The 24,416-nt window shown below is 61.8% G+C and carries 16 protein-coding genes; 6 read left to right on the top strand and 10 right to left on the bottom strand.

The features are described 5' to 3' along the window. Positions 1–74: 74 nt before the first annotated feature. From M5B42_RS25465 to mexE, 8 genes are all read right to left on the bottom strand, one after another. Positions 75–2,174, bottom strand: coding sequence for an EAL domain-containing protein (locus M5B42_RS25465; protein ID WP_248747377.1), 2,100 nt, complete (start codon positions 2,172–2,174; stop codon positions 75–77). A 187-nt stretch (positions 2,175–2,361) separates the two neighbouring features. Next, entirely contained in the window at positions 2,362–2,682 is a 321-nt protein-coding gene (locus tag M5B42_RS25460; RefSeq protein WP_248747376.1) for a hypothetical protein, read from the bottom strand. Between the two features lie 67 nt (positions 2,683–2,749). Then, positions 2,750–4,039: an HAF family protein gene (locus tag M5B42_RS25455; RefSeq protein ID WP_248747375.1), complete on the bottom strand. Its 1,290-nt coding sequence runs from the start codon at positions 4,037–4,039 to the stop codon at positions 2,750–2,752. Positions 4,040–4,273: 234 nt separating this feature from the next. Then, positions 4,274–4,687: a hypothetical protein gene (locus M5B42_RS25450; protein ID WP_248747374.1), complete on the bottom strand. Its 414-nt coding sequence runs from the start codon at positions 4,685–4,687 to the stop codon at positions 4,274–4,276. A 58-nt stretch (positions 4,688–4,745) separates the two neighbouring features. Next, positions 4,746–5,993 (bottom strand): HAF family protein, encoded by a 1,248-nt coding sequence (locus M5B42_RS25445; protein WP_248747373.1) that lies wholly within the window; start codon positions 5,991–5,993, stop codon positions 4,746–4,748. A gap of 237 nt (positions 5,994–6,230) precedes the next feature. Next, the gene (locus M5B42_RS25440) at positions 6,231–7,658 is read right to left on the bottom strand and encodes a TolC family protein (protein WP_248747372.1); all 1,428 of its coding nucleotides are present in this window, start codon (positions 7,656–7,658) and stop codon (positions 6,231–6,233) included. After that, positions 7,655–10,834 carry an efflux RND transporter permease subunit gene (locus M5B42_RS25435; RefSeq protein WP_177098806.1) on the bottom strand — a complete coding sequence of 1,060 codons (3,180 nt, stop codon included), beginning with the start codon at positions 10,832–10,834 and terminating at the stop codon, positions 7,655–7,657. The genes M5B42_RS25440 and M5B42_RS25435 overlap by 4 nt, the downstream gene beginning before the upstream one ends. A gap of 12 nt (positions 10,835–10,846) precedes the next feature. Next, positions 10,847–12,103: a multidrug efflux RND transporter periplasmic adaptor subunit MexE gene (mexE, locus tag M5B42_RS25430; protein ID WP_177098805.1), complete on the bottom strand. Its 1,257-nt coding sequence runs from the start codon at positions 12,101–12,103 to the stop codon at positions 10,847–10,849. A 630-nt stretch (positions 12,104–12,733) separates the two neighbouring features. Between mexE and gltS the strand changes: the two genes are divergently transcribed. Then, positions 12,734–13,945 carry a sodium/glutamate symporter gene (gene gltS, locus M5B42_RS25425; RefSeq protein ID WP_103494850.1) on the top strand — a complete coding sequence of 404 codons (1,212 nt, stop codon included), beginning with the start codon at positions 12,734–12,736 and terminating at the stop codon, positions 13,943–13,945. Between the two features lie 59 nt (positions 13,946–14,004). Here the strand turns inward: gltS and M5B42_RS25420 are convergent, their stop codons facing one another. Next, complete coding sequence (locus M5B42_RS25420; protein ID WP_103494851.1) at positions 14,005–14,919, bottom strand: LysR family transcriptional regulator; 915 nt, start codon at positions 14,917–14,919, stop codon at positions 14,005–14,007. A gap of 201 nt (positions 14,920–15,120) precedes the next feature. Here M5B42_RS25420 and M5B42_RS25415 point away from each other — a divergent pair, with 201 nt between their 5' ends. The 5 genes from M5B42_RS25415 (at position 15,121) to M5B42_RS25395 (ending at position 23,735) form a co-directional block, all read left to right on the top strand. Next, on the top strand, positions 15,121–16,143 hold the full coding sequence (locus M5B42_RS25415; protein ID WP_103494852.1) for a zinc-dependent alcohol dehydrogenase family protein: 1,023 nt from the start codon (positions 15,121–15,123) through the stop codon (positions 16,141–16,143). 619 nt (positions 16,144–16,762) lie between these two features. Then, complete coding sequence (locus M5B42_RS25410) at positions 16,763–18,262, top strand: hypothetical protein (RefSeq protein ID WP_248747371.1); 1,500 nt, start codon at positions 16,763–16,765, stop codon at positions 18,260–18,262. Positions 18,263–18,328: 66 nt separating this feature from the next. Then, entirely contained in the window at positions 18,329–19,747 is a 1,419-nt protein-coding gene (locus M5B42_RS25405) for a PLP-dependent aminotransferase family protein (protein ID WP_152739519.1), read from the top strand. 92 nt (positions 19,748–19,839) lie between these two features. Next, positions 19,840–21,489: a VRR-NUC domain-containing protein gene (locus M5B42_RS25400; RefSeq protein WP_248747370.1), complete on the top strand. Its 1,650-nt coding sequence runs from the start codon at positions 19,840–19,842 to the stop codon at positions 21,487–21,489. After that, entirely contained in the window at positions 21,486–23,735 is a 2,250-nt protein-coding gene (locus M5B42_RS25395; RefSeq protein WP_248747369.1) for an ATP-dependent DNA helicase, read from the top strand. Before M5B42_RS25400 ends, M5B42_RS25395 begins: the two co-directional genes overlap by 4 nt. Here the strand turns inward: M5B42_RS25395 and idi are convergent. After that, complete coding sequence (idi, locus tag M5B42_RS25390; RefSeq protein WP_248747368.1) at positions 23,709–24,308, bottom strand: isopentenyl-diphosphate Delta-isomerase; 600 nt, start codon at positions 24,306–24,308, stop codon at positions 23,709–23,711. The genes M5B42_RS25395 and idi overlap by 27 nt on opposite strands. Between the last annotated feature and the right edge of the window lie 108 nt (positions 24,309–24,416).

The raw sequence follows: 24,416 nt of genomic DNA, 5'->3' as shown, positions 1-24,416 counted from the left end.
CACCTTAAGCGCCGCTGCCCGCCGTTGTCCAATCACCCTGGCCGACAAGATGATCGAAGGGCTCTATGACGGCATTAGCCGGGCAGCATCAAGCCGCTGGTCTCCCGCGTCAATGACTGGCGCTGGTGGACGAATTCCGCCATGCGCTCGCCGGGGATCGCCTTGCTGAAGTACCAACCCTGGATCACCAGTTCCGTCGACGAGTGCAGGGCATCGTACTGCTCCTGGGTTTCCACGCCTTCGACAATGATCCCCAGGTTCAGGGCTTCACACAGCCGCAGCATGCCATTCAAGACCCGCGCGCCCTCGGGATGGCAGTGGGCGACGACAAAGCTGCGGTCGATCTTGATGCAGTCGATCTTGAACTGGTGCAGGTAACTCAACGCCGAATAACCGGTGCCGAAGTCATCGATATACAGCTTGGCGCCGAAACCGTGCAGGCGCTCGATCAGGCGATTGATCACCTGGACATCGCCGACCAGGGCGTCCTCGGTCAGTTCGACGGAAATCATGCCCTGGGCCTGGGCGAGGATCTCCAGCAGGCGCCCGCCGTACTCCGGCATGCACAAGGTAGCGCCGGTCACGTTGATGGTCATCGGCAGTTCAAAGCCGGCCTTGTGCCAACGCCGATATTGCTCCAGCGCCTGGGAGGCCACCCACAGGTCGACATCCGGCATCAGGTTGGCCTGGCCCAGCCACTTGAGGAACTCCCAGGGCTGCTGGGTATTGCCGTCCTTGTCACGGGCGCGCATCAGGGCCTCGCAACCGGTGCACAGGCCGGTGGTCTTGGAGATTTGCGGCTGGAACTCCAGGTAAAACTCGTATTCGCTGATCTGGCGGATACGGTCCACTTCCCGGGCACGACGGGCGTCGTTTTTGTACGAGGCCGCCACCGGGTCGAGTTCGAACAGCCGGCCCTTTTCCTCGAGGCTGCGGAAGGTGGTGTCGAAGGACTTGATATAGATGCCGTTGTCGGCGTCCTGGTGACGGTGCAGGCCAATCACATAGGGGGCGTAGATCAGGCTGCCGATACCCAACAGCACCAGTTGCAGGAGCACCGCGGCCCAGTCGCCGTTGGTGCTCAGGTAGGCGTTGAGGAGCACCGGCGAATTCAGCGGCATGCCGGTGACCATCGGTGCCACCCAGCCGGCCTGGGTCACCGCCACCGCGATCAGCGCGTTGAGCAGCGGGGTGATCAGAAAGGGGATGAACAGGCGCGGGTTGAGAATGATCGGCAAGCCGAACAGCAGGACTTCATTGACGTTGAACAACGACAGCGGCACCGCGGCCAGGGCCAGCAGGCGCAGGGAGCGGTCACGGGTAAACAGCAGCACGGCGACGATCAGTGACAGCGAGGCGCCGGAGCCGCCGATAAAGGCGAAACAGCCCAGCAGGCCGCTGTTGAGGATATAGCGGTGCGGTTCCCCGGCGGCGAGGTTGATCTGATTGATCGTCACCGCCTCGTCGAGGACGCTGAACACCGGCTGCATGGCGTGCAGGCCGTGGATGCCGAAGAACCACAGGACTGAGTTGGTGGCGCTGATCAGCGCGCCGTAGCGGTAGGGATGGTCCAGCGCCCCGCGGTCGAAGGGCACCTGCATCTGGGCGACCAGGGGAATCTCCAGCAGCAGTGATAGCACGGTGACGAGCAGGGCGGTGGCGATCAGGCCGGGGAGCACCACGTTGATGCTGTCGCGGACATTGAAGCCGACCACGTTTTCCCGTACCAGCCGTGTCCAGGATTGTCGGTACAGCCAGGCCATGATCGGTACGTTGATCAGCGGCGAGGCGATGGCGATAAACAGCACCAGGGTGGCCGCGGCCCGGGGAAAGTCGCTGAGCAGGTAGATGGCGATTTCCACATGGGCCAGGCACAGGAAGGCCACCGGCACCTGGGGCAGGCGATAGCGGATGGCAAGCATATAGCCGATGGAGGCGGCCACCAGCAAGGGCAGGATGCCGCTGATCTTCTCGTGCAGCCCGGCGAGGAAATTCACCCAGTCGTCGGGCAGTCCCGCCAGGCGAGCGCAGGCCGACAGGATCAGGAATGCCGTCGACACCAGCAGGCAGGGCAGCAGCCACAGCAGGCCTTCGCGGATGGCCCGCAGCGAATCGGCCCCGGCCAGCGCGGCCAGGCGCTGGGTCAGGAACAACTGGAAGACTGACTGTGACATTGCCCAACCCCTTTAGACCTTCAGTCCTTTCGGGGCAAATGGCTATCAGTTCGGCCCCTGGCGACGAGCATATCCCGAGATGACCCGAAAAGGCCAAGTCACCCATGGAAAAAGCCCCGGGGCCAAAGGCACTCGGGGCTGGTGGGTTGGAGTCCGAATCAAGGATGGCGAGGTCACCCGTTCGATTTTAGTAGCCGTAAAAAGTATAGGGCGTGGTCTCGCGGGGGAGATTAATGGTGTAACCATTGGCATTGGGGTGGGGGCCTTTGTATTCCACGTTAAAGCTACGACCGTCAATCATGATACTGCCAAGATCGCTTTGGGCAGGGTTGTTGAATACACAAAAAAGATCGCAGCTGGGCGTGGCATGGCTGGATGTCGCGATCAACGGGCAGATAGCGCCCACGGCGATCAGCATGGCCAATGCAACCCCTCTTTTGGGGGGCCGGGTGTGCATCGCTTTCGTCTCCCGGGGACAAGCTGACGGGGAAAGAACAATAGTCGTCATTTTCAGTATTCCTCTGGATCAAATGAATAGTCTTCGATAGAAGCCCTGAGTTGTTCACATGTTCGCCCTAGGGGCTGTTGATGGCCACCCCATCGACTTCTTCGCTGACGCTACTGCTTTCGCTGATGCCCGCCGCATAGGCACCATTCGGAGAAATGGCATTGGCACAGTCGTTGCCGCCGGAAGCCAGAGGGGTGATCGCGACGAGAGTGCCGCTGGTGCTGTGGTAGGCGAAGGCTTCGCTGGTGCCGGCGACCTCGCCACAACCGACGATGACGCCGTTGTCGGCGATGGCCTTGGCGGTCGCTCTTGAGCTACCTGGCAAGTGTGGGATCGGTATCCCGTTGGTACCGGTTGCGGGATCCCAGTAGAACGGGTCGACAAAACCTCCGGACTGCAGCCGATTACCGGTGATCTGCCCCAAGGCGTTCATGGCTATCCCGGAGTTACGCAGCGAGGTGCCGCCGTTGATGGTCAACATCACCGTCGGCGCGCTGCCGCCACCGGCGGCCCATTGCACGGTTTTAAACGTATCGGGAGTGCCACTGCCGTTGCCGGGGTAATAGCAGGTGCCGAGGATCTTTCCGCTCAGGTTGATTTCACTGGCCACACAGTAGCTGGCATCGCTGGGCACGGGTAACGCGGTATAGCCGGAACTGGCATTGGCCCAGAGCACGGCAAGGCTTGTCCCAAAGCCTCCGGCACCGGCCGGGCAATTGCCGATGATCGAGGGGGTGGCCGCGTCATTGATATCCGCCACGCTGCAGTTGGTGACTGAACCGAGCAGCGGCGGGAGCAGGCTGTTGGCTGCCCCGGCGGAGGTCCAGACCACTGGCGTGGCCTCACCCGTGGGGCTGATGCTGACGCCCGCCACGACACCCGCCAGATTGACGGCGGCCACCACGGTCTGTACGTCGGGTACCAGGCGCAGCCCCGCGAGGATGGGCAGCGGTAGCTGTTGCTGAGGCGCCGCGGCCAGATTGCTGGCGAGCCATTTGACGCCCTGGTTAACGTTCCTGCCATCTTTGCAGGCACCGATGATCACGGCCGTGGTTGCCGAGCCATTGCTGACCGCGCTGGCGGTGCAGGACCCAGGTTGTCCCGCGTTTGAGGTGGTCAAGGACGGCAGGGCCGTGGCTCCGCCAGACACGCTGGCCCATATGGCTATGCGGATGAAGTTCGTTGTAGTGCCGCCGCCAACCGACAGATGCAGATTATTGGTACCGGTAATCCAGGTGTTGAGAAACCCGCCATTGGTGATGTCATAGCTCCATGCGGCAGCCTGTGCCGCTGTGGTCAGGTTGATGCCGACGATAACCAATCCGAGCGAAGTCAGTAGATGGGAGGGGAGTTTCATAACGCTTCTCCTTGCGATGGGTGAGTGCGCAGGATCTATGCGCGCACTTACCGTACCCCTGGGCTTACCCCGCTGGTAACTGTCAGAAATGACAGTTCGTTAGAGCATTTCGAAGCTGCGGAAATACCCAGCAACGCTATCGCCAGGCTTGATTCCCGAACGAAAACAGCCCCGCGACCTGGCGGGGCGGGGCTGTTTGGAACTCAGGCAACTAACGCCTTAGCTCATTGGGTTTCAATAGATCGGGTAGCGTCCAACACCTCCGTTATAACTAGGAAATGTGCTCTGGCTGTATTGCGCAGGGACATAGTTTGCGTTGTTGGTGTAGTTATAGTTATTGCCAGCATTGCTCACGTAAAAGTTGTTGATGATCGTGATGTTTGTCTGGCTCTGGTTAATGATTGAGTTATTGGCAGGTTTGCGAGAACTGAAAAGAGGCACTGGCCCACGGCAAGCTGTTCGGGTCGTCGGCCCGCAGACCGGCTGGGCGTAGCTGGGGGCAGAGATGAGCGGGGCAATCACGCACAACGCAATTGCCGCCGCCAGTACCCATCCTCCTCTGCGTCGCGAGTGGCCTTGAGATTGAACGCCTGCCCCGTTGCAACACGCAGGCGCCGCTTCTTTGAAGTCAAGCATGATCGAAGTCATCTTGATATTCCTCTTTAACGTCAAATTAAGTGCGTCATAGCCATTTGTCTTTAGGCACTCACGGCGTCAGCTCTTCCACGGAATTGACCGTTTGAGTATTGGTGCCCGGGCCGTCGCTATAGCCCGCAACGTAGGTGCCATTCTTGGAAATCGCAGTCGCGCAGTCGTTGTGGCCCCCGCTCAATGCGGCAATCAGAATGGGTGCTGCCCCACCATGGGAAACGGCTGCCTCTTCGTTTCCGCCGACTTCAGCGCAGATCGAGACGACACCGGTGTCCGATATCGCCGTGGCAGCGGCTTCGGAGCTACCGGTCGGGGCGGCGATACCGATACCGTTGGTACTGCTCGTGGTCCAGATGCCTGGCAGGACATACCCTCCGTTCACCTCATGGTTAAAGGCAATTTCCCCCGAGCTATTCTGATCCACGGGCCAGTTGCGCAGCGAAGTGCTGCCGTTGACGGTCAGCAGCACGGTCGGTCCGGTGCCGCCTGAACCCCATTGGACGGTTTTATGGACATCGGGTGTGCCGGTGACGAGGAAGATGCATTCACCCATGATTTGCCCGCTGTCGTTGATCTCCATGGCATTGCAGTAATCCGCACCTGATGGGAGGGACAAGACCGCGAAGGCCGCGGTCGGGCTTGACCAGTAAACGGCACGGCTTTTCCCTGAGCCGGCCGCGCCCGCAGGGCAGTTGCCCACAACGGCAGGTGTAGCGGCGTTATTGATATCGGCAACACTGCAATTGGTGTTCGAGTCGAGCAGTGGCGGGTTCAAAGCCGTGGGGACCCCGGTATTCGACCATGTGACCGGCGTTCCCGTGTCGGTGCCGTCGATACTGACACCAGCGCCTATCTGCGCGTTGTTAATGGCGGTGAGCTCGGCCCGAACACCGGCTGCAAGTCCCAGGAGGCCTGGCAGGGGCTGCTCCGCTGTGGGGGGGTTATTGTTGGCGGCATTCCAAAAGACAGGTGTGGCGACCCCCACGGAATTTTGGCAGACGCCGGGAATTACTCCTGTGTCGGTGGGTTTGCCCGCCGCACAAGCCTCGTTGCTGAACAAAGGCGTCAGAATAGTAGCGCCTCCGGCAACGGCTGACGACTTATAGGCAGTCCGGGCAAATGCGGTGGTGACACCGTTACCGGTTGAGACTCCATTGCTATTGATTCCGACATTGGCGCTTTGCAAAAGGGCGGCACTGTTTTCATTGGTCCAAGCGGCTTGTGCCGGCATGGCCATCCCGGCCAGGTCAAGACCTGCGACAATCAAACCGATGGAAGTGGCTAAACGAGAGGGGAGTTTCATAACGCTTCTCCTTGCGATGAGTGAGTGCGCACGATCTATGCGCGCACTTACCGTACCCCTCGGTTCATCCCGCCGGTAACTGTCAGAAATGACAGTTCGTTAGAGCATTTCGAAGCTGCTGAAATATCCAGCAACGCTATCGCCAGGGCTTATTCGCGGACGAAAAAAAGCCCCGCGACCAAGGTGGCGCGGGGCTGAAAAAGGGTCGGAGGGCATCCAACCCCGGGAGGTCTTGAATCAGTTGCTGCTGGCGACCGTCTGTGGCTCGTAGCCGCCACCGAGGGACTTGTAGATCGCCACGATGCCGCGATACAGATCGGTCTCGGCCTGGGCCTGGCTGTCTTCGGCGGCCAGGCGTTCGCGCTGGGCATCGAGCAGGACCAGGAAGTCGGCAGTGCCTTCGCGGTAGCGAATCGCAGCCAGATCGGCGGCGGCACGGCTCGATTCGCTCTGGCGGATCAGCGAGATCAGCCGTTGCTGGCGCTTGCCGTAATCGCTGAAGGCGTTCTGGGTTTCTTCCAGGGCCAGCAACACTTGCTGCTCGTAGCTGGCCAGGGCGCCTTCGGCCTCGGCGTTGGCACCGCGCAAACGGGCCCTGACGCTACCGAGGTTGAACGCCGGCCAGGTAATACTTGGGCCGAGGGCCCAGGCATTGGCGGCTGGCGAGCCGATCTGCGAACCGCGCCCGGCGGTAAAACCGAGGAAGCCGCTGAGGCTGACCCGGGGGAACAGGTCGGCCTTGGCCACGCCGATCCGCGCGGTGGCGGCGGCCAGCTTGCGTTCGGCGCTGACGATATCCGGACGGCGTTGCAGCAGGTCGCCCGGATTGCCAATGGCCAGGGCCTTGGAAATCGCCGGCAGGTCTTTCGGACCCAGGTCCACTGTCAAAGTGTCCGGACGCTCGCCGAGCAAGGTCGCGATACGGTTGCGCTCACGGGCCTGTTCGGCCTGCAATTGCGGCACCGTGGCTTCGACCGCCGCGAGGCGGGCGTCGGCACGGACCACGTCGAGCTGATCGCCGACACCGGCATCCCGCAGGCTTTCGGTGATGCCCTTGGATTCCTGCTGGTTCTTCAGGTTGGCCAGGGCGATCTTTTCCCGCAGTTGCGCGCCACGCAGTTGACCGTAGGCATCCACCAGTTCGGCAATCATGGTGACCTGCAGTTGGTAGAGATCGGCTTCGGCCACCTGCTGGTCGGCATCGGCGGCTTCCAGGTTGCGGCGGATACGGCCGAACAGGTCGACTTCCCAGGCCATGTCCAGGCCCAGGTCATAGCGTTCGCTATTGACCCGCTGCTCGGTGGTGCCCGGCACCTGGCCCTTGGCGAGGTCGGCGCTGGCACGGCTGGTGATGGTCGGCATGGTTTCGGTGCTGACATCGTCGCGGATCGCCCGCGACGCTTTCAGGCGGGCGAAGGCCACGCGCAATTCACGGTTGCCGGCCAGTGACTGGGTCACCAGCTGGTTCAGGGTCGGATCGTCGAACTGCTGCCACCAGATACCCTGGAAGTGCGCACGGTCATAGTTCTTCTGACCGGTACTGCCATCGGTGGCGGCGGTGATGTTCGCCTTCTCCGTGGCCGGGGTCTTGTAGTCCGGGCCGACGGTGCAGGCGCCCAGCGCCAGCACCAGCAGGCTCGGTAGAAAGGCCTTCAGACTGCTCATTGTTGCGCCTCCAGCTTGAGGGCCCGGGCGGCTTTGCGAGCATCGCTGCGCTCGACAAAGCGGCGAATCAATACGTAGAACACTGGCGTCAGCAGCAGACCGAAGAAGGTCACCCCGAGCATCCCGGAGAACACCGCCACACCCATGGCATGACGCATCTCGGCACCGGCACCGCTGGAGAACACCAGGGGCACCACACCCATGATGAAGGCGAAGGAAGTCATCAGGATCGGCCGCAGACGCAGGCGGCAGGCTTCCAGTACCGCGCTCAGCGGATCGAGGCCTTCCTGCTGTTTATCCTTGGCAAACTCGACGATCAGAATCGCGTTCTTGCACGCCAGGCCCACCAGTACGATCAGGCCGATCTGGGTGAAGATGTTGTTGTCGCCACCGGAAGCAATCACCCCGGTAATCGCCGACAGCAGGGTCATCGGTACGATCAGGATCACCGCCAGCGGCAGGCTCCAGCTTTCGTATTGGGCGGCCAGTACCAGGAACGCCAGCAGTACGCAGAGCGGGAAGACGAACAGCGCGGTATTGCCCGAGAGGATCTGCTGGTAGGTCAGGTCGGTCCACTCGTAGGTCATGCCGTTGGGCAGTTCGTCCTTGAGCAGTTTCTCGACCGCCAGCTGGGCCTGGCCGGAGCTGTAGCCCGGTGCGGCGGCGCCGTTGATTTCCGCGGTGATAAAGCCGTTGTAGTGCATGACGCGGTCCGGACCCGAGGTGTCGCTGACCTTGATAAAGGTCGCCAGGGGGATCATCTCGCCTTTGTTGTTACGCACTTTCAGCTGGCCGATCTGATCGGACTCGAGGCGGAACTGCTGTTCGGCCTGGACGTTGACCTGATAGGTGCGACCGAAGCGGTTGAAGTCGTTGGCATACAGCGAACCCAGGTAGATCTGCAGGGTGTCGAAGATGTCGCTGACGGCCACGCCGTGGGTCTTGGCCTTTTCCCGATCGATAGCGGCATCGACCTGCGGCACGTTGACCGTGTAGCTGGTGAACAATCCGGCCAGTTCCGGCACGCTTCGGCTCTTGCCGATGATGTTCATGGTTTCCTTGTACAGCTCGTCGTAACCCAGGTTGCCACGGTCTTCGATCTGCAGGCGGAAGCCGCCGATGGTGCCCAGGCCTTGTACCGGCGGAGGCGGGAAGATCGCCATGTAGGCTTCCTGGATCCCGGCGAACTTGCCGTTCAGGGCACCGGCAATGGCACCGGCTGATTGGCTCGGGTCCTTGCGCTGGTCGAAAGGCTTCAGGGTCACGAACACGATACCGGCGTTCGGGCTGTTGGTGAAACCGTTGATCGACAGGCCAGGGAAGGCCACCGCGCTTTCCACGCCAGGCTGTTTCAGGGCCAGGTCGGACATGCGCTTGATCACGTCTTCGGTACGGTCCAGGCTCGCCGCATCCGGCAGTTGGGCGAAGGCCACCAGGTATTGCTTGTCCTGGGCCGGGACGAAACCGGTCGGGGTGCTGGCGAAACCGAACCAGGTCAGGACCATCAGGCCGGCGTACAGCACCAGGGCGATGCCGCTGGCACGGATAACGCGGGTCACGGTACCGACATAACCATGGCTGGCGCGGTCGAAGAAGCGGTTGAACGGACGAAACAACCAGCCGCCCAGCAGTTTGTCGAGGACCTTGGAGAAACCATCCTTCGGTGCGTCGTGACTTTTAAGCAGTACGGCCGCCAGTGCCGGCGACAGGGTCAGCGAGTTGAATGCCGAGATCACGGTGGAGATGGCGATGGTCAGGGCGAACTGCTTGTAGAACTGCCCGGTCAACCCGGAAATAAAGGCCGCCGGGATAAACACCGCACACAGCACCAGCGCCGTGGCCACGATCGGACCGGTCACTTCACGCATGGCGCGCTTGGTGGCTTCCACCGGGTTGAGGCCCAGGCCGATATTTCGTTCGACGTTCTCCACCACCACGATGGCGTCGTCCACCACGATACCGATGGCCAGTACCAGGCCGAACAGCGACAGGGCGTTGAGCGAGAAGCCGAACAGGTGCATGACGGCGAAGGTACCGATCAGCGACACCGGTACTGCTACCAGCGGGATGATCGAGGCACGCCAGGTCTGCAGGAACAGGATCACCACCAGGACCACGAGGATCAGGGCTTCGAACAGGGTGTGAACCACCGCTTCGATGGAACCGCGGACGAAGATCGTCGGGTCATAGACGATGCTGAAGTCCATGCCTTCGGGGAAGTCCTTCTTCAACTCGGTCATCTTGGCGCGGACTTCGTTGGAGATATCGATGGCGTTGGAGCCCGGACGCTGGAAGATCGGGATCGCCACCGCCGGCTGGTTGTCCAGCAACGAGCGCAGCGCGTACTGGCTGGAGCCGAGCTCGACCCGGGCGATATCTTTCAGGCGGGTGATCTCGCCGTCGTCGCCGGCTCGAATCACGATGTTCTCGAATTCTTCCTCGGAGACCAGGCGCCCCTGGGCATTGACCGACAGCTGGAAGCTGGTGGCGTTGGGGGCGGGGGGCGCACCCAATTGGCCGGCCGCGACCTGGCGGTTCTGCTCGCGAATGGCGTTGACCACATCGGTGGCGGTCAGGTTGCGCGAAGCGGTCTTGTTCGGGTCGAGCCAGACCCTCAGGGAATAGTCGCCCATGCCGAACAGTTGCACGTCACCCACGCCGCCGAGGCGCGCCAACTCGTCCTTGATATTGAGCAAGGCGTAGTTGGACAGGTAGAGCATGTCGTAGCGTTTGTCCGGCGAGGTCAAGTGCACAACCATGGTCAGGTCGGGCGAGGCCTTGTCGACAGTGATACCGATCCGCGTCACTTCCACCGGAAGTTTCGGCTCGGTACGGGTCACACGGTTCTGCACCTGCACCTGCGCGTTGTCCAGGTCGGTACCCAGGGCGAAGGTGATGGTCAGGGTCAGCTTGCCGTCGGCGGTGGATTGCGAGGACATGTAGAGCATGTTCTCGACGCCGGTGATCGCCTGTTCCAGCGGCGCGGCCACGGTTTCACCAATGACCTTGGGGTTGGCGCCAGGGAAGTTGGCACGCACGACCACGGTCGGCGGTACCACTCCCGGGTATTCACTGATAGGCAACTGGAACAGCGAGATGGCGCCCGCGATCAGGATCAGCAGCGAAAGCACCGCCGCGAAGATCGGTCTTGATATGAAGAACTGGGAAAAATTCATCGTGTGTATCCCTTAACCGCGTGGAGTCGCTACGGCCAGCTTGGTAGCCGGTGCCGGTGCGCTCTTGGCGGGCGTGACCTGGGGCAGGTTGCTGGCTTCCAGGGCTTGTTTTTGTAGGGCCAGGGCCGCGAGGGTTTCCTTGGACGCCATCGGGATCACTTCCGGATCCACGGGCGAGCCAGGGCGAACGCGTTGCAGGCCCTTGACGATGATGGTGTCGTCCTTGCTCAGGCCATTGCGCACGATGCGCAACCCTTCGATTTTCGGACCCAGCTCGACCGAGCGGTAAACGGTCTTCTTGTCGGCGTCCATGACCAGCACGAACTTCTTGCCAAGGTCGGTACCCACGGCTTCGTCGTTGATCAGCACGGCGGCGTAGGTGCCGCTGCCGACCAGCTTCAGGCGTGCATACAGGCCCGGGGTGAAGGCGCCGTCGGCGTTGTCGAACACCGCGCGACCGCGAATGGTGCCGGTCTTGGGGTTGACCTGGTTGTCGACGAAGTTCATCACGCCCTGGTGCGGGTTGCCGGTTTCGTTGGACAGGCCGAGGTAGACCGGGGTGGTCTGGCCACGTTTGCCCTGGCGCGCGAGTTGGGTGTACTTGAGGTAGACCCGCTCGTCGGCGTCGAAGTAGGCGTAGACCTTGTCGGTGGAAACCACGCTGGTCAGCGGGGTGACATCGGCGGTGACAATGTTGCCGGCGGTGATTTCGGCACGGCTGACGCGGCCGCTGATCGGGGCGGTGACGCGGGTGAAACTCAGGTTCAGTTTCGCCAGGTCCAACTGCGCCTGGGTGGCGTCGACCGCGGCCTTGGATTCCTGGGCGGAGCTGCTGCGGGTGTCGGCCAGTTCGGCGGAAATCGCGTTGCTGGTCAGCAGGCGCTTGCCGCGCTCGGCCTCGTTGGCGCTGCGGCTGGCGCTGGCGCGGGCTTGTTGCAATTGGGCTTCGAGGCGATGGACCTCAGCCTGGTAAGGACGTGGGTCGATCTGGAACAGCAGATCGCCTTTCTTCACCAGGGCGCCTTCGGTGAAGGCGACCGAGTCGATCTGCCCAGAGACGCGCGGACGGATCTCGACGGTTTCCGGGGCTTCGAGGCGACCGGTGAACTCGTCCCATTCATTGACGGGCTGCTCGATGACCTTGGCCACGCTGACCTTGGCTGCCGGCATCGCGCCACCTGCCGCCACGGGCGCTTTACCGCAGGCGCTCATCACCACGACCGCCAGGGCAGCCAGAGGGAAGCGCAAAAGTTTAAGTGACTGTTCCATGGGGGGAGTCCGCCAATCTATTGAGATGGGCGGATCATGCTGTGGCGGGGTGGTTGCGCACGAATCGAATGAAGCGAAGGTAACTATCATTCGGAATGATATCAATCCGACTCGAGCCCTCTAGCATGCGCTTTCCGTTAGGTGGCTATCTATTCCGGAAATGACAAATCACTGTTGCTGGGAATGCAAAAGCCCCTCTGGCGTCATCCCGCGGGGCGCTGCCGCGCAGGGTAATGTCGGGAATGTCGCTACCGCCTTGAAAGGCCCTTGCAACGGAGGACAGTTACACGGCGATCGATCTGGATATTCAGAATTATCCGGTCATTGATGGGAATAATGCCTACATCGCCTGCAAAAAGGTTCAGTAAAATGGCAAGTCCGACCGACGGGTCGGTACGTTAGCAGGGCGTTGTCCTACATGATCGGTAAACATACCGTGAGCCTTTGCAGGATCGCAATTTCAGACAGGGACCACGTTTCGGACACCCATTCATTCGCCTCCTTTGATTATCGACTCCGTTAATCAACGACACGAACACGCCTATTCAAACCTCGACATTCGGGTTGTCGGGGCGGCTCGACTTTGTCCAGAACAGGGTCAGACAAAAATAATTACCGAGGATTATCCATATGGTTCAACTCGACTTCTACGGCACACTGGTAGCCGCTTCGCTGGTGCTGCTGCTTGGTCGCGGACTCTGTCGCCGCGTTGGTTTCCTGCGCACCTACAACATTCCCGAGCCCGTTGCCGGCGGCCTGGTGGTGGCTCTGGTGCTGTTGCTCCTGCGGGTATTCGCCGATTTTAAAGTGAGCTTCGACACCTCTCTGCAAGTCCCGTTGATGCTGGCCTTCTTCGCTACAATTGGCTTGAGCGCCGACTTCAGCAGCCTGAAGAAAGGCGGACGGGTACTGGGTGTTTTCCTGCTGGTGGTCGTGGGCTTGCTGGTGGTGCAAAACGCCCTCGGCGTGTCACTGGCCGCCGCATTGGGCCTGGATCCGCTGATGGGGTTGCTGGCCGGTTCCATCACCTTATCGGGCGGTCACGGTACCGGCGCCGCGTGGAGCTCGGTGTTCACCGAGCAGTATCGCGTGGCGTCGGCTTCAGAGCTGGCCATGGCCTCGGCGACTTTCGGCCTGGTGCTGGGAGGCCTGATCGGCGGGCCGGTGGCCAGGTTTCTGCTGAAGCGTGTAAAGACCCAGGAACTGATCGGTGAAGTACCGAGCATGCCGAAGGGCTTCGAGCAGCCCAATCGCGAGCGGATGATCACACCGGGTTCGTTTATCGAGACATTGGCGTTGATTGCCATCAGCCTGTTGGCCGGTACCTTCCTGAGCGAGCTGATCAAGGGCACGGCCCTTGAGCTGCCGACCTTCGTCTGTGTGCTGTTTGTCGGCGTGCTGCTACGCAATAGCCTGTCGGTGCTGGGTTGGCACGAGGTGTTCGAACGAGAGGTATCGGTGCTGGGCAATGTCAGCCTGTCGCTGTTCCTGGCCATTGCGCTGATGTCGCTGAAACTGTGGGATCTGGCGGCGCTGGCCTTGCCGATCTTTATCCTGCTGACGGCCCAGGCAGTGCTGATGGCGCTGTTCGCGATCTTCGTCACCTTCCGGGCGATGGGCCGCAGCTACGATGCCGTGGCCATGGCCGCCGGGCATTGCGGTTTTGGCCTGGGCGCAACGCCCACGGCGATTGCCAACATGCAGGCGGTAACCCAGCGTTACGGCCCGTCGCGGATCGCGTTTCTGGTGGTCCCCATGGTGGGGGCGTTTTTTATCGATATCGCCAATGCCATTGTGATCAAGCTGTATCTGGCGTTGCCATTTGTAGGCAACATGACCTGATGGATGGACAGGGTGCTGGATTGGCGCTTCGGCCCGTTGTCGGGGGATCCGGGCAATCGTCAGAGGCTGTCCGGGTCCCCGCAGAACATCTGGATCCGCGAGCGCAGCCAGCGTTCGCCCGGGTCGTTGTCCTGGGAACCGCGCCAGGCCATGTGCAGTTCGAAGGTCTGGGTGTCCAGCGGCGGGTTCTCGGCCCGCACGCCACCGGCTGCCGTCAGCGCATCGGCGGTGTAGTCCGGCACGGTGGCAATGATGTCGGTGCCGGAGATCAGGGTGCTCAGGCCGTTGAACTGCGGCACCGCGAGCACCACATGGCGCTTGCGCCCGAGTTTTTCCAGCTCGGTATCGATAAAACCACTCAAGTCGCCGGCGAACGACACCAGGGCATGGGGCCGCGCGCAGAAGTCATCCAGCGACATCGGGCCGGGCATGGTGTCGGCCCGCAGCAATTTCGGCGAACTGCGGCGTAGCACCTTGCGCTTGGCGTTGGCCGGCAGGTCGGTGGTGTAGCACACGCCGATGGAAATCTCGCCGGAGCCCAGCTTGGCCGGAATCAGCAGATAGTTGACGCGGCGGATCACCAGGACGATGCCGGGCGCCTCGGCGCGCAGGCGCTTGAGCAACTGCGGCAGCAAGGCGAACTCGACGTCATCGGACAGGCCGATGCGAAACACCGAGGTGCTGGTGGCCGGGTCGAACTCCGAGGCGCGGCTGACCGCGGTGGAAATCGAGTCCAGGGCCGGGGAGAGCAGGGCGAAGATCTCCACGGCACGGGCCGACGGCTCCATGCTGCGGCCGGTGCGCACGAACAGCGGGTCATCGAACAGGCTGCGCAGGCGCGACAACGCCGCGCTGATGGCCGGCTGGCCGAGGAACAGCTTTTCGGCGGCCCGGGTCACGCTCCGCTCGTGCATCAGGGTTTCGAATACGATCAGCAGGTTCAGATCGACGCGACGCAAGTCGTTACGGTTCATCGGGCTCGCTTCACAGGATATTCACTGGCGGGGAAGGTCAATCTTACGGGCAAAAGTGGTTGATTCGCACGGAAATTTGAACTGTGTACAATGGTCGCCAATCAATGACAGGCATGTCGACTATTAATAGCCACTGATGGTCTTGCACGAAAAGCCCGGATAGAGTTCGTGGCATTAGAGGTTCATTTGACGAGGTTTGCGATGTCCCGCACGATCCGTTTTCACAAGTTTGGCCCGGCCGAGGTGCTCAAATGCGAAGAGCATACGGCCACCCTGCCTGCGCCGGGCGAAGTGCAGGTGCGTGTCGAGGCCATTGGCATCAGTTGGTATGACGTTCTCTGGCGGCAGAACCTGGCGTCGTCCCAGGCCCGCCTGCCGGCCGGTATCGGTCATGAGATGGCCGGTGTGGTCACCGCCATCGGCGATGGCGTCGATGACCTGGCCGTCGGCGACAAGGTCGCCAGCTTCCCGGCCCAGAGCCCCAACGATTACCCGGTCTATGGCGAGCAGATCGTCCTGCCACGCTCGGCCTTGACCCGTTACCCGGATGTGTTGACCCCGGTCCAGGCCAGCGTGCACTACACGCCGCTATTGATCGCCTATTTCGCTTATGTGGACCTGGCGCGGGTCAAGCCGGGGCAGTTCGCCCTGGTCACCGATGCCAGCCACTGTGCCGGGCCGTCCTTCGTGCAACTGGGCAAGGCCCTGGGCGCCAAGGTGATTGCCGCGACCAAGATCCCGGAAGAGCGCGAGTACCTGTTGTCCTTGGGTGCCGACAAGGTGATTGTCACCGAAGAGCAGGACCTGCTGATGCAGGTCAACAAATACACCGATGGACGTGGCGTCGACATGGTCTTCGACGGCCTTGGTGGCCCACAGATGTCGATGCTCGGCGATGTCCTGGCGCCCCGTGGCAGCCTGGTGCTCTACGGCCTGCAGGGCGGCAACCAGACCCCGTTCCCGGCGTGTGCGGCGTTCCAGAAGAACATCCAGTTCTTCGTCCACTGCATCGGCAACTTCACCGGCAAGCCGGAACTGGGCATCGTCCAGGATCAGGCGGCGCTGCAAAGGGCCTTGCGCGATATCAACCAGTTGACGGCCGACCGGGTGTTGCCGCCGCTGGAAATCCGGACTTTCCCGTTCGACGAGTTTGTCGAGGCGCACCGTTTCATGGATGGTTGCCCGTGCCGCGGTCGGGTCGCGCTGCAAGTTGAGCCCAGTTGAGCTGACTGAAGCGGTTTGACATAACCCCGTATCGTTCTGCGATACGGGGTTTTTTATTAATGCCTTGAAATATTTTCTAACAACTTTCCAGGCGTTTACTCGCGCCGAAAAATACCATCAACTGAACCGGTTTTTTGCCGGATTCTGTATCTGTTAATCGCCGGTTAAGTGCTGATAATTGAAGCGTCACTTACAGCTCAAGGAATGAGTTATGGTTCACTACCAGCCGCCGTATCGGAGTCTCGTTGTTTTTCGAAGTTTCAGGTCGAACTCTTTTGAATGCAACGTGTGGGATGTCTCGTCTTCAGGGTCTCGGGCGAAGATGGTTTCCTTATGTCGTTAAATTCTTGCGGGTAGTTAATAGTTGTAGGTCATTGTAAGAATATTCCTAAGATATTTTTATTGGCACGCAGACTCCCAGCGCTAACTGGCAATCCGTGACGTCGGTCATGCTCGAAAGCTCTTGCCGTGGGTGTTTCAGGCCTGTGCAATACTTCGGGTGTTGCTTGTCCGCATTCAGGATTATATGGGGCAGGCAATCTTCCGTCTGATCCGGCCGCTGCCGGTAATGCGAGCGCTGTTTGCCCGACACTGAACTCAAACCAGGTGTATAAAGGCTATGAGCTCCATTCATGAGCAGGCAATGAATTATGTTTATCAGCAGGTGTTGCAGCGTCTGATGAGTTACTTTACGCGCGCTGAACGTATTGCACTGCAGTTGTTGATTCAACGTCTGATCGTAGCGGCGGGCGGTATTGAGCGTATTGGCGAATTCAAGGTCATGGTGGCCCACGGCGGCGGCAAGGACAGCAGTTATACGCTGGCGTTCTTGCGGGCGGCGCAGTTGAGTATTGCCGGACGTTCGCCGGCCACCTTCAACCTGCGGGTCGCCACGTTGCGCCATGCCGGTGTGACGGCTACGGTCATGCACAATATCCACCGCAGTTACAGTGCCTTGTTTGTCTATGACGACCCCCGGGTCGAGTTGTTGATGGTGGATAACAAACATGTCCGGCCGTTCAATCATCGCCTGCCGATGTCGGAACTCAATCGCGATATCAACCGTCGCAATCTGCTGATGAGCGGCCACCTGACCGCGGGTGACGGGCGCGCGACCTTCTGCAATGGCTGTTATCTGTCCATGGCCGATTTCTACGAGCGCTCCAGTGCTTGGGACAAAGGCGTCGATGCCCTGGTCAGCGGCGAGTCGCCCCGGGAGCAGAAGCAGTACATGACCTGGTTGCTGCGGGCGACCGAGAAGCCGGAGCGAACCTGGGCCGGAGGGCGGGCGCTGGAGTTCGACGAGGCGGTCAAAACCTGTCACGACCTCGGCCTGGATTATTACCGCGAGCTGTATGGCGAGGCCCTGGTGGAGCCCGAAGGCCCGGCCATCAGTCGTTCCAGTCGGGCCTCGGCGCCGATGCTGGTCAGCGTCTATGACCTGGTCGGTCGCGACCTTGAGGAGCGCTGGCCGTTGCTGACCGAGTTTCTCGGTTTCCAGTTCGATGACCTGGCGTTCCACTTCAGCGAATCCGATTGCGCCAATCCCTTGCTGATGGCCCATATGCGCGGTTTGCAGGCGCAGTACGTGCGGGGTTTGAGCTACGAGGGTGGCATCGGCGAGTACCTGCAACTGGCCGCCGCCATGATGCGCCGCAAGCGCATGCCGGCGCGGTTGGTGGAGCAGGCCATGGGGGCCTATGACAGCGACGAGAAGATCCTCGATCGACGGGCGCTGGCCAGTGCCTACGCGCAAGAGGCCTTTGGCCTGAGCGAAGTGCAACTGACCTGTTTGTTGTTCGCGCCCTTCGTCAACCGTGGCCATGGGCTCGAGCTGTTCCTGCGCAGTTGCCACCCCGGCATGCTGGTGGCGCTGCCGGACTTGCACAAGGCGCTGTCGGGGCAGGGGGGGCCCGAGCAGATCTGGCAATGGCTGAGCGAAGTCAGCGGCCTGACCCCGACCTTGCTTGGTGATCTCTACACCAAGGCCCAGGTGGACTTTTCCGGCGTCAGTTCGCTGATTGCCCGGGTTCGCGCCAGCGACCCGGACAAGTACCGCATCGACATCGTCAATCCCGACAACGGTGAAGTATTCAAAGAAGTCTTGTCGGGACGTTAAAAAGGATTGGTATTGATAGTTTCAGACACTCCCAAGCCGGGTGCGGATTCGTCCGTACCCCAGGACATGACTCAACCCTTACCTGACAAGGGGCGTAAACACTCGGACTTCGCCTACCAGGCGGTCTACCGTTATCTGGTCAGCCTGATCAGCGAAGTCGAGACCGATGCCCGGGTCAAGTTGCCGTCCCTGCGTCAGTTGGCCGAGCGCCTGAATGTTTCGATTTCGACCATCCAGTACGCCTATTCCCTGCTGGAAAAGGAGGGGCGGGTGTACTCGCTCGCCAAGTCGGGTTACTACGCGCTACCGGTCTCCGGGGCGTCGTTTGTCAGTGGCAGCGCCGATGTGCTGGAGCGCCTGTATGTGCATTCGCGGCGGCCCGGTACCCTGGTGCTGAGCAGCGATGAGCCGGCGCTGCTGTTGTCGCTGGACAATCCGTTGCTGTTGCTCGAACGCGAGCTGGTGCGCCAGTACCCGCGCCAACAGGCGCCACAGTTCCAGCCGTTTGGCGAGTTGGAGCTGCGCACCGCCCTGGCCGTGCGCTACACCACCTCGGCCCAGCGTTACTGGCATGCCGACGATGTCTATATCGGCGCGGACCTGCGCAGCGTGCTGGAAACCCTGATGGCCGCTATGAGCCTGAAACAGGCCACGGTGCTGGTGGAGTCGCCCTGCGATTGGGTGATTCTGCGGCTGTTGCAGGCCGGCGGAGTCAATATCGTCGAGTTGCCGCTACTGGACGACGGTGGCTTTGACCTGATGGCCCTGGAGCACTTGCTGCAGACCCAGCCGGTCAAGCTGTTGCTGATGTCTTCCGGGCTCAGTGTGCCCCGTGGCAGCCTGATGCCCCTGGTACAGCGCGAGCACCTGGCACGGTTGCTGGAGCATTTCGGCGTCTGGTTACTGGAAAACGACAGCCATGGCGAGTTCGCCTTCGAGCCTGGCGGACCGCGGATGCGCGACCTGGTGGACCCGGATCGCCTGCTGGTGTTCGCCAGCTTCGAGCGGATCATGGGTGCCGAGGCGCCTTTCGGCTACCTGCTGTCCCGGCACCTGGGGGCGGAGTTGCAGCGGCATTTCCTGTTGCGTTCGTTCCGCATGTCGCCGACCCGGCAGAAGGCGATTGCCCGGCTCTACAGCAGCGGTCGGATTGATCAGCACCTGGCGACCTTGCGCCGTTTGTTGCAGGAGCGCATGGCGCATATGGGCGGTCTGCTACGCGAACGTCTGGCCGACAGCCTGGCGTTCGTGCCGCCAGAGGGGGGCGCGACGGTATGGGCGCAGGCGACCCGGCCAGTGGACATGCGCAAGGTGTTCGAGCGACTGCTGGAGCAGAAGATCGTCATCGCCCCCGGCGAACTCTTCAGCCTGCATGGCTTGCATCAGCAGCACCTGCGTCTGTGCAGCACCGCCAATGCCCACCGTCATCTGGACCAGGCCCTGGGCGTGCTGGCCGATGCCTTGCGCCTGGAACAGCTCGACTGAGGCGCCCTTTGTCCGTTTGTATTTGCCAGGGGCGGGAGGGCCTGTTATCTGTATGCATAACCAGCATTCGATAACCGTGGTCCTTCCCGCCTGTGACAACCCAGCCCCTCGACGATCCGTTCTACTACCTGAACAACTTCCAGCAAGTGCTCGACTGGCTGGCCGCGCGTTATGCCGACCTGCTGGACGCTCGGGAGCAGGCCTTTATCCGCGATTTTGCCGGCTTGCCCAAGGCCTCCCGGGCCTTGCTGGTAAGAATGGTGATGCGCAAGGGCGAGCACTTTCGCGCCGGCAAGCTGAACTATGCCGAAATCGGCGACCCCGAGCAGGCGGCGCTGCCGTTGCTGGCCCTGGGCTGGGTACGTGATGACGCGCCGCTGAGCCTGGAGCAGTTGTTCGCGGTCCTGCAAAAGGCCGAGGTGCTGAGCAGTTTCAAGGCCGATATCACCCAGCCCAGAGCCAACAAACCGGAGCTTTATGGGCAACTGGCCCTGCGCTTCGACGAGAACCGGCCATTTGCCCAATGGTGCCCGAGCATTCCCGAGCCGCTTTACAGCTTGCGGGTAATGCCTTTGTGCGACCGCCTGCGGCTGATGTTTTTTGGCAATCTGTACCAGGACTGGTCCGAATTCGTGCTGGCGGACCTGGGCATCTTTACCTATGAAAAGGTCGAACTCCAAGCGTCGTCCCGCGGCCTGCGCAGCCGCGCCGACCTCGATGGCTACCTGCATCTGCATGCAGCCCGCGAGGCCCTGGAGGCTGGCGAGGAGCCAGGCCTGATACACCAGCACGTCAACCGGTTGGACACCGACAACCCCTGGCTGGAACGGCGTCGGGGCAAACTGCTGTTCCAGCTCGGGCAGCAGAGCGAGCGCTTGCAGGACTGGCCCGGCGCACTGGCGATCTATAGCGGCTGCAGCCACCCGCCGGCACGTTTGCGGCGGATCCGCGTGCTCGAACGCCTGGGCGAGTTCCAGTCGGCCATGGACCTGGCGTCGCAGGCACAGGACGCGCCCCGCAGCGCCGAAGAGCAACAGCATCTGCTGCGTATCCTGCCACGGCTGCGGCGCAAGCTCGGCCTGCCGGCGATTGCCCCGATAGCGCCGGTGGCGATTACCCGGCTGGACCTGGTACTGGTCAATGACCCGGCCCTGTCCGTCGAGGAAGGCGTCGCCCGGCACCTGCACGAACCGCAGGCCCCGGTGCACTACGTGGAAAACACCCTGGTCAATTCGCTGTTCGGCCTGTTGTGCTGGCCGGCGATCTTCGCGCCGCTGCCGGGGGCTTTTTTCCACCCGTTCCAGAGCGGTCCGGCGGACCTCCATGACGAAGACTTCCACGCCCGTCGTGCCGAGCTGTTCGCCGAGTGCCTGGGACAACTGGAGGACGGTCGCTACCGGGACAGCATCCGCGCTACCTTCAACGCCAAATGGGGCCTGCAATCGCCCTTTGTGTTCTGGAATATCCTCACCCCGGAGCTGTTGGAGCAGGCCCTCGACTGCCTGCCCGCCGAACATCTGCAACACTGGTTCGAGCGCCTGCTGCTGGATATCCGCGCCAACCGCGCCGGCATGCCCGACCTGATCCAGTTCTGGCCGGCGGATAAGCGCTACCGGATGATCGAAGTCAAAGGCCCGGGTGACCGCTTGCAGGACAACCAGCTGCGTTGGCTGGAGTTCTGCCGCCAGCACCAGATGCCGATTGCCGTCTGCTATGTGCAATGGACAGTGGAGGAACCTTGACCTACCGCGTTGCCGTGCGCGCCTTGTGCGAGTTCACCGCCAAGGTCGGCGACCTGGACCTGCGCTTCACGCCGTCGCCGACGGCCCAGGAGGGCATGCTCGGCCATCGCACCGTGGCTTCGCGGCGGGCCGAGGGTTACCAGGCGGAACTGGCGGTGGAAGGGCATTACCGTCACCTCAAGGTCCAGGGCCGGGCGGATGGCTATGACCCGGGGCAAAACCTGCTGGAGGAAATCAAGACCTATCGCGGCGACCTTGCCGCCCAGCCGGCCAATCATCGCCAACTGCACTGGGCCCAGGCTCGGATCTACGCCTGGCTGCTCTGCCGGCAGTTGCAACTGCCGGAAATGAACCTGGCATTGGTCTACTTCGATATCGTCAGCGAAAAGGAAACCGTGCTGCGGGAGACCTGGAGCGCCGCGCAGCTTGAGGCGTTCTTCGTGCGGCAGTGCGAACGTTTCCTGCACTGGGCCGAGCAGGAGGCCGGCCATCGCCAGGCCCGCGATCAGGCAGCCCGGGACCTGGCCTTTCCCCACGACGCTTTTCGCCCCGGCCAACGAACCCTGGCCGAGACGGTGTACAAGGCCGTCAGCACCGGTCGCTGCCTGATGGCCCAGGCGTCGACCGGGATCGGCAAGACCCTCGGCACGCTGTTCCCGATGCTCAAGGCCCTGGCGCCGCAGCAACTGGACAAGGTGTTTTTCCTGACGGCCAAGACCCCGGGTCGTCAGTTGGCCCTGGATGCGGCGCAGGTCCTCTATGGGCGCTCACCCGAGTTGCCGCTGCGGGTGCTGGAGCTGGTGGCCCGGGACAAGGCCTGCGAACACCTGGACAAGGCCTGTCACGGCGAGTCCTGCCCCTTGGCCCGAGGCTTTTACGACCGCCTTCCCGCAGCGAGACAGGCCGCGGTCGGCGTGCCCTTGCTCAACCAGCAGGCGCTGCGAAGCGTCGCCCTGGCCCATGATATCTGCCCCTATTACCTGAGCCAGGAAATGGCCCGCTGGAGTGATTGGGTGGTCGCCGACTACAACTACTACTTCGACTTCAGCGCGCTGCTGTTCGGTCTGGCCCAGGCCAACCAGTGGCGGGTGGCGACGCTGGTGGATGAAGCCCACAACCTGGTGGAGCGGGGACGGCAGATGTACAGCGCGAGCCTCGACCAGCAGGTGCTGAGCAGTGTCCGGCGCAACATCCCCGACGCTTTGAAAAAGTCGTTCCAGCGTTTGAACCGCGAGTGGAATGCCTTGCACAAGGAGCAGGCCGGCCCCTATCAGGCCTATGGGCAGGCGCCCGCCAAGTTGCTGAACGCCATTGGCTTGTGCGTGTCGGCCATCGGCGACTACCTCAATGAACACCCGCAAGGTGTCGATGGCGAACTCCAGGGCTTCTATTTCGAGCTGCTGCAGTTCTCACGGGTAGGGGAGCTGTTCGACGAGCATTACCTGTTCGACATCAGCCTGCGCGAGAACGGCCAGCGCCGCAGTTCGCAATTGTGCCTGCGCAATGTGGTGCCGGCCGGCTTCCTCCGTCCACGACTGACGGCGTCCCGCAGCAGCGTGCTGTTTTCCGCGACCCTGAGTCCCCGGCGCTACTACACCGACCTGCTGGGCCTGCCGGCGGACACCGCGTGGATCGATGTCGAGTCGCCCTTCAAACGCGAGCAGCTGGACCTGCGGATCGTCAGCCAGATTTCCACCCGCTACGTCCATCGCCAGGCCTCGTTGGCACCCATCGTCGAGCTGCTGGCCGAGCAGTTCGCCGAGCGTCCCGGCAACTACCTGGCGTTCTTCAGCAGCTTCGACTATCTGCAGCAGGTGGCGCGGCTGTTGGCCGAGACTCATCCACAGATCCCGCTCTGGCTGCAATCGCGACGCATGGAGGAAAGCCAGCGCCAGGCCTTTCTCGAGCAGTTCACCGAGCACAGCCAGGGCATTGGCTTCGCGGTCCTCGGCGGAGCCTTTGGCGAGGGCATCGACTTGCCCGGCCAGCGACTGATCGGCGCGTTTATCGCGACCCTGGGGTTGCCGCAACTGAACCCGGTCAACGAACAGATCAAGCAACGCATGGCTGTACTGTTCGGCGCGGGGTATGACTACACCTACCTGTACCCGGGCGTGCAGAAAGTCGTGCAGGCGGCGGGCCGGGTGATTCGCAGCGAGCAGGATCGCGGCGTGGTGATGCTGATCGACGATCGTTTTGCCGAGGCCAAGGTCCGGCAGCTATTGCCGCGTTGGTGGCAGGCCTGACAACTGCGTGGCCCTGGCGTGGCCGGTCGAGGATGCCGCGAGAGCGATTTTTTGCCAGGCGCGCAGACCCGCGAGGGTGTAGGTGTCGAAGATCTTTTGAAACCAGACCGTGTACTTTTCCGGCTCGGCGGCAATGCGCTGCGGAATGTCGGACAGCGGCAACCAGGCCCAGGCCAGGGCTTCATCGGGATTGGCGACGGGTGGGGTGTCGCTGGTACCGACGAACAGGTGATCGAATTCATGCTCGATCAGGTCGTTCGAAACCTGCTCCCGATAGAGCAGGGAGGCAACGTTCTTCAGGGGGCAGGTCAAGCCCATTTCTTCGAGTAAACGCCGTTGCGCGGCGGCGAGGGTCTGTTCACCCAGGCGTGGATGGCCGCAGCAACTATTCGTCCATAGGCCTTGCGAATGGTATTTGCCGAGGGCGCGCTGCTGCAGCAGCAAGCGGCCTTGCTCGTCGAAAATGAAGATCGAGAAAGCCCGATGGCGCAGGCCCTGTTGATGGATGAACAGTTTGTACGCACTGCCGGTTTCGCAATCATCCTCATCCACCAGAATGAGGGTTTCTTCCATCGACTCGGACTCCGAGGTGTCGTTGTCACTGGACGGTACTGCCGACCAGAATAGGGGGCTCAGTTTTTCTTGAGTGATATTGGGAGACAATAGATCGCGTTTGCCCAA

The organism is Pseudomonas sp. MWU12-2037 (genome assembly GCF_023242345.1).
In the GTDB taxonomy this organism is placed as follows: domain Bacteria; phylum Pseudomonadota; class Gammaproteobacteria; order Pseudomonadales; family Pseudomonadaceae; genus Aquipseudomonas; species Aquipseudomonas gingeri_D.
This window is presented reverse-complemented; position numbering and strand designations above follow the sequence as displayed.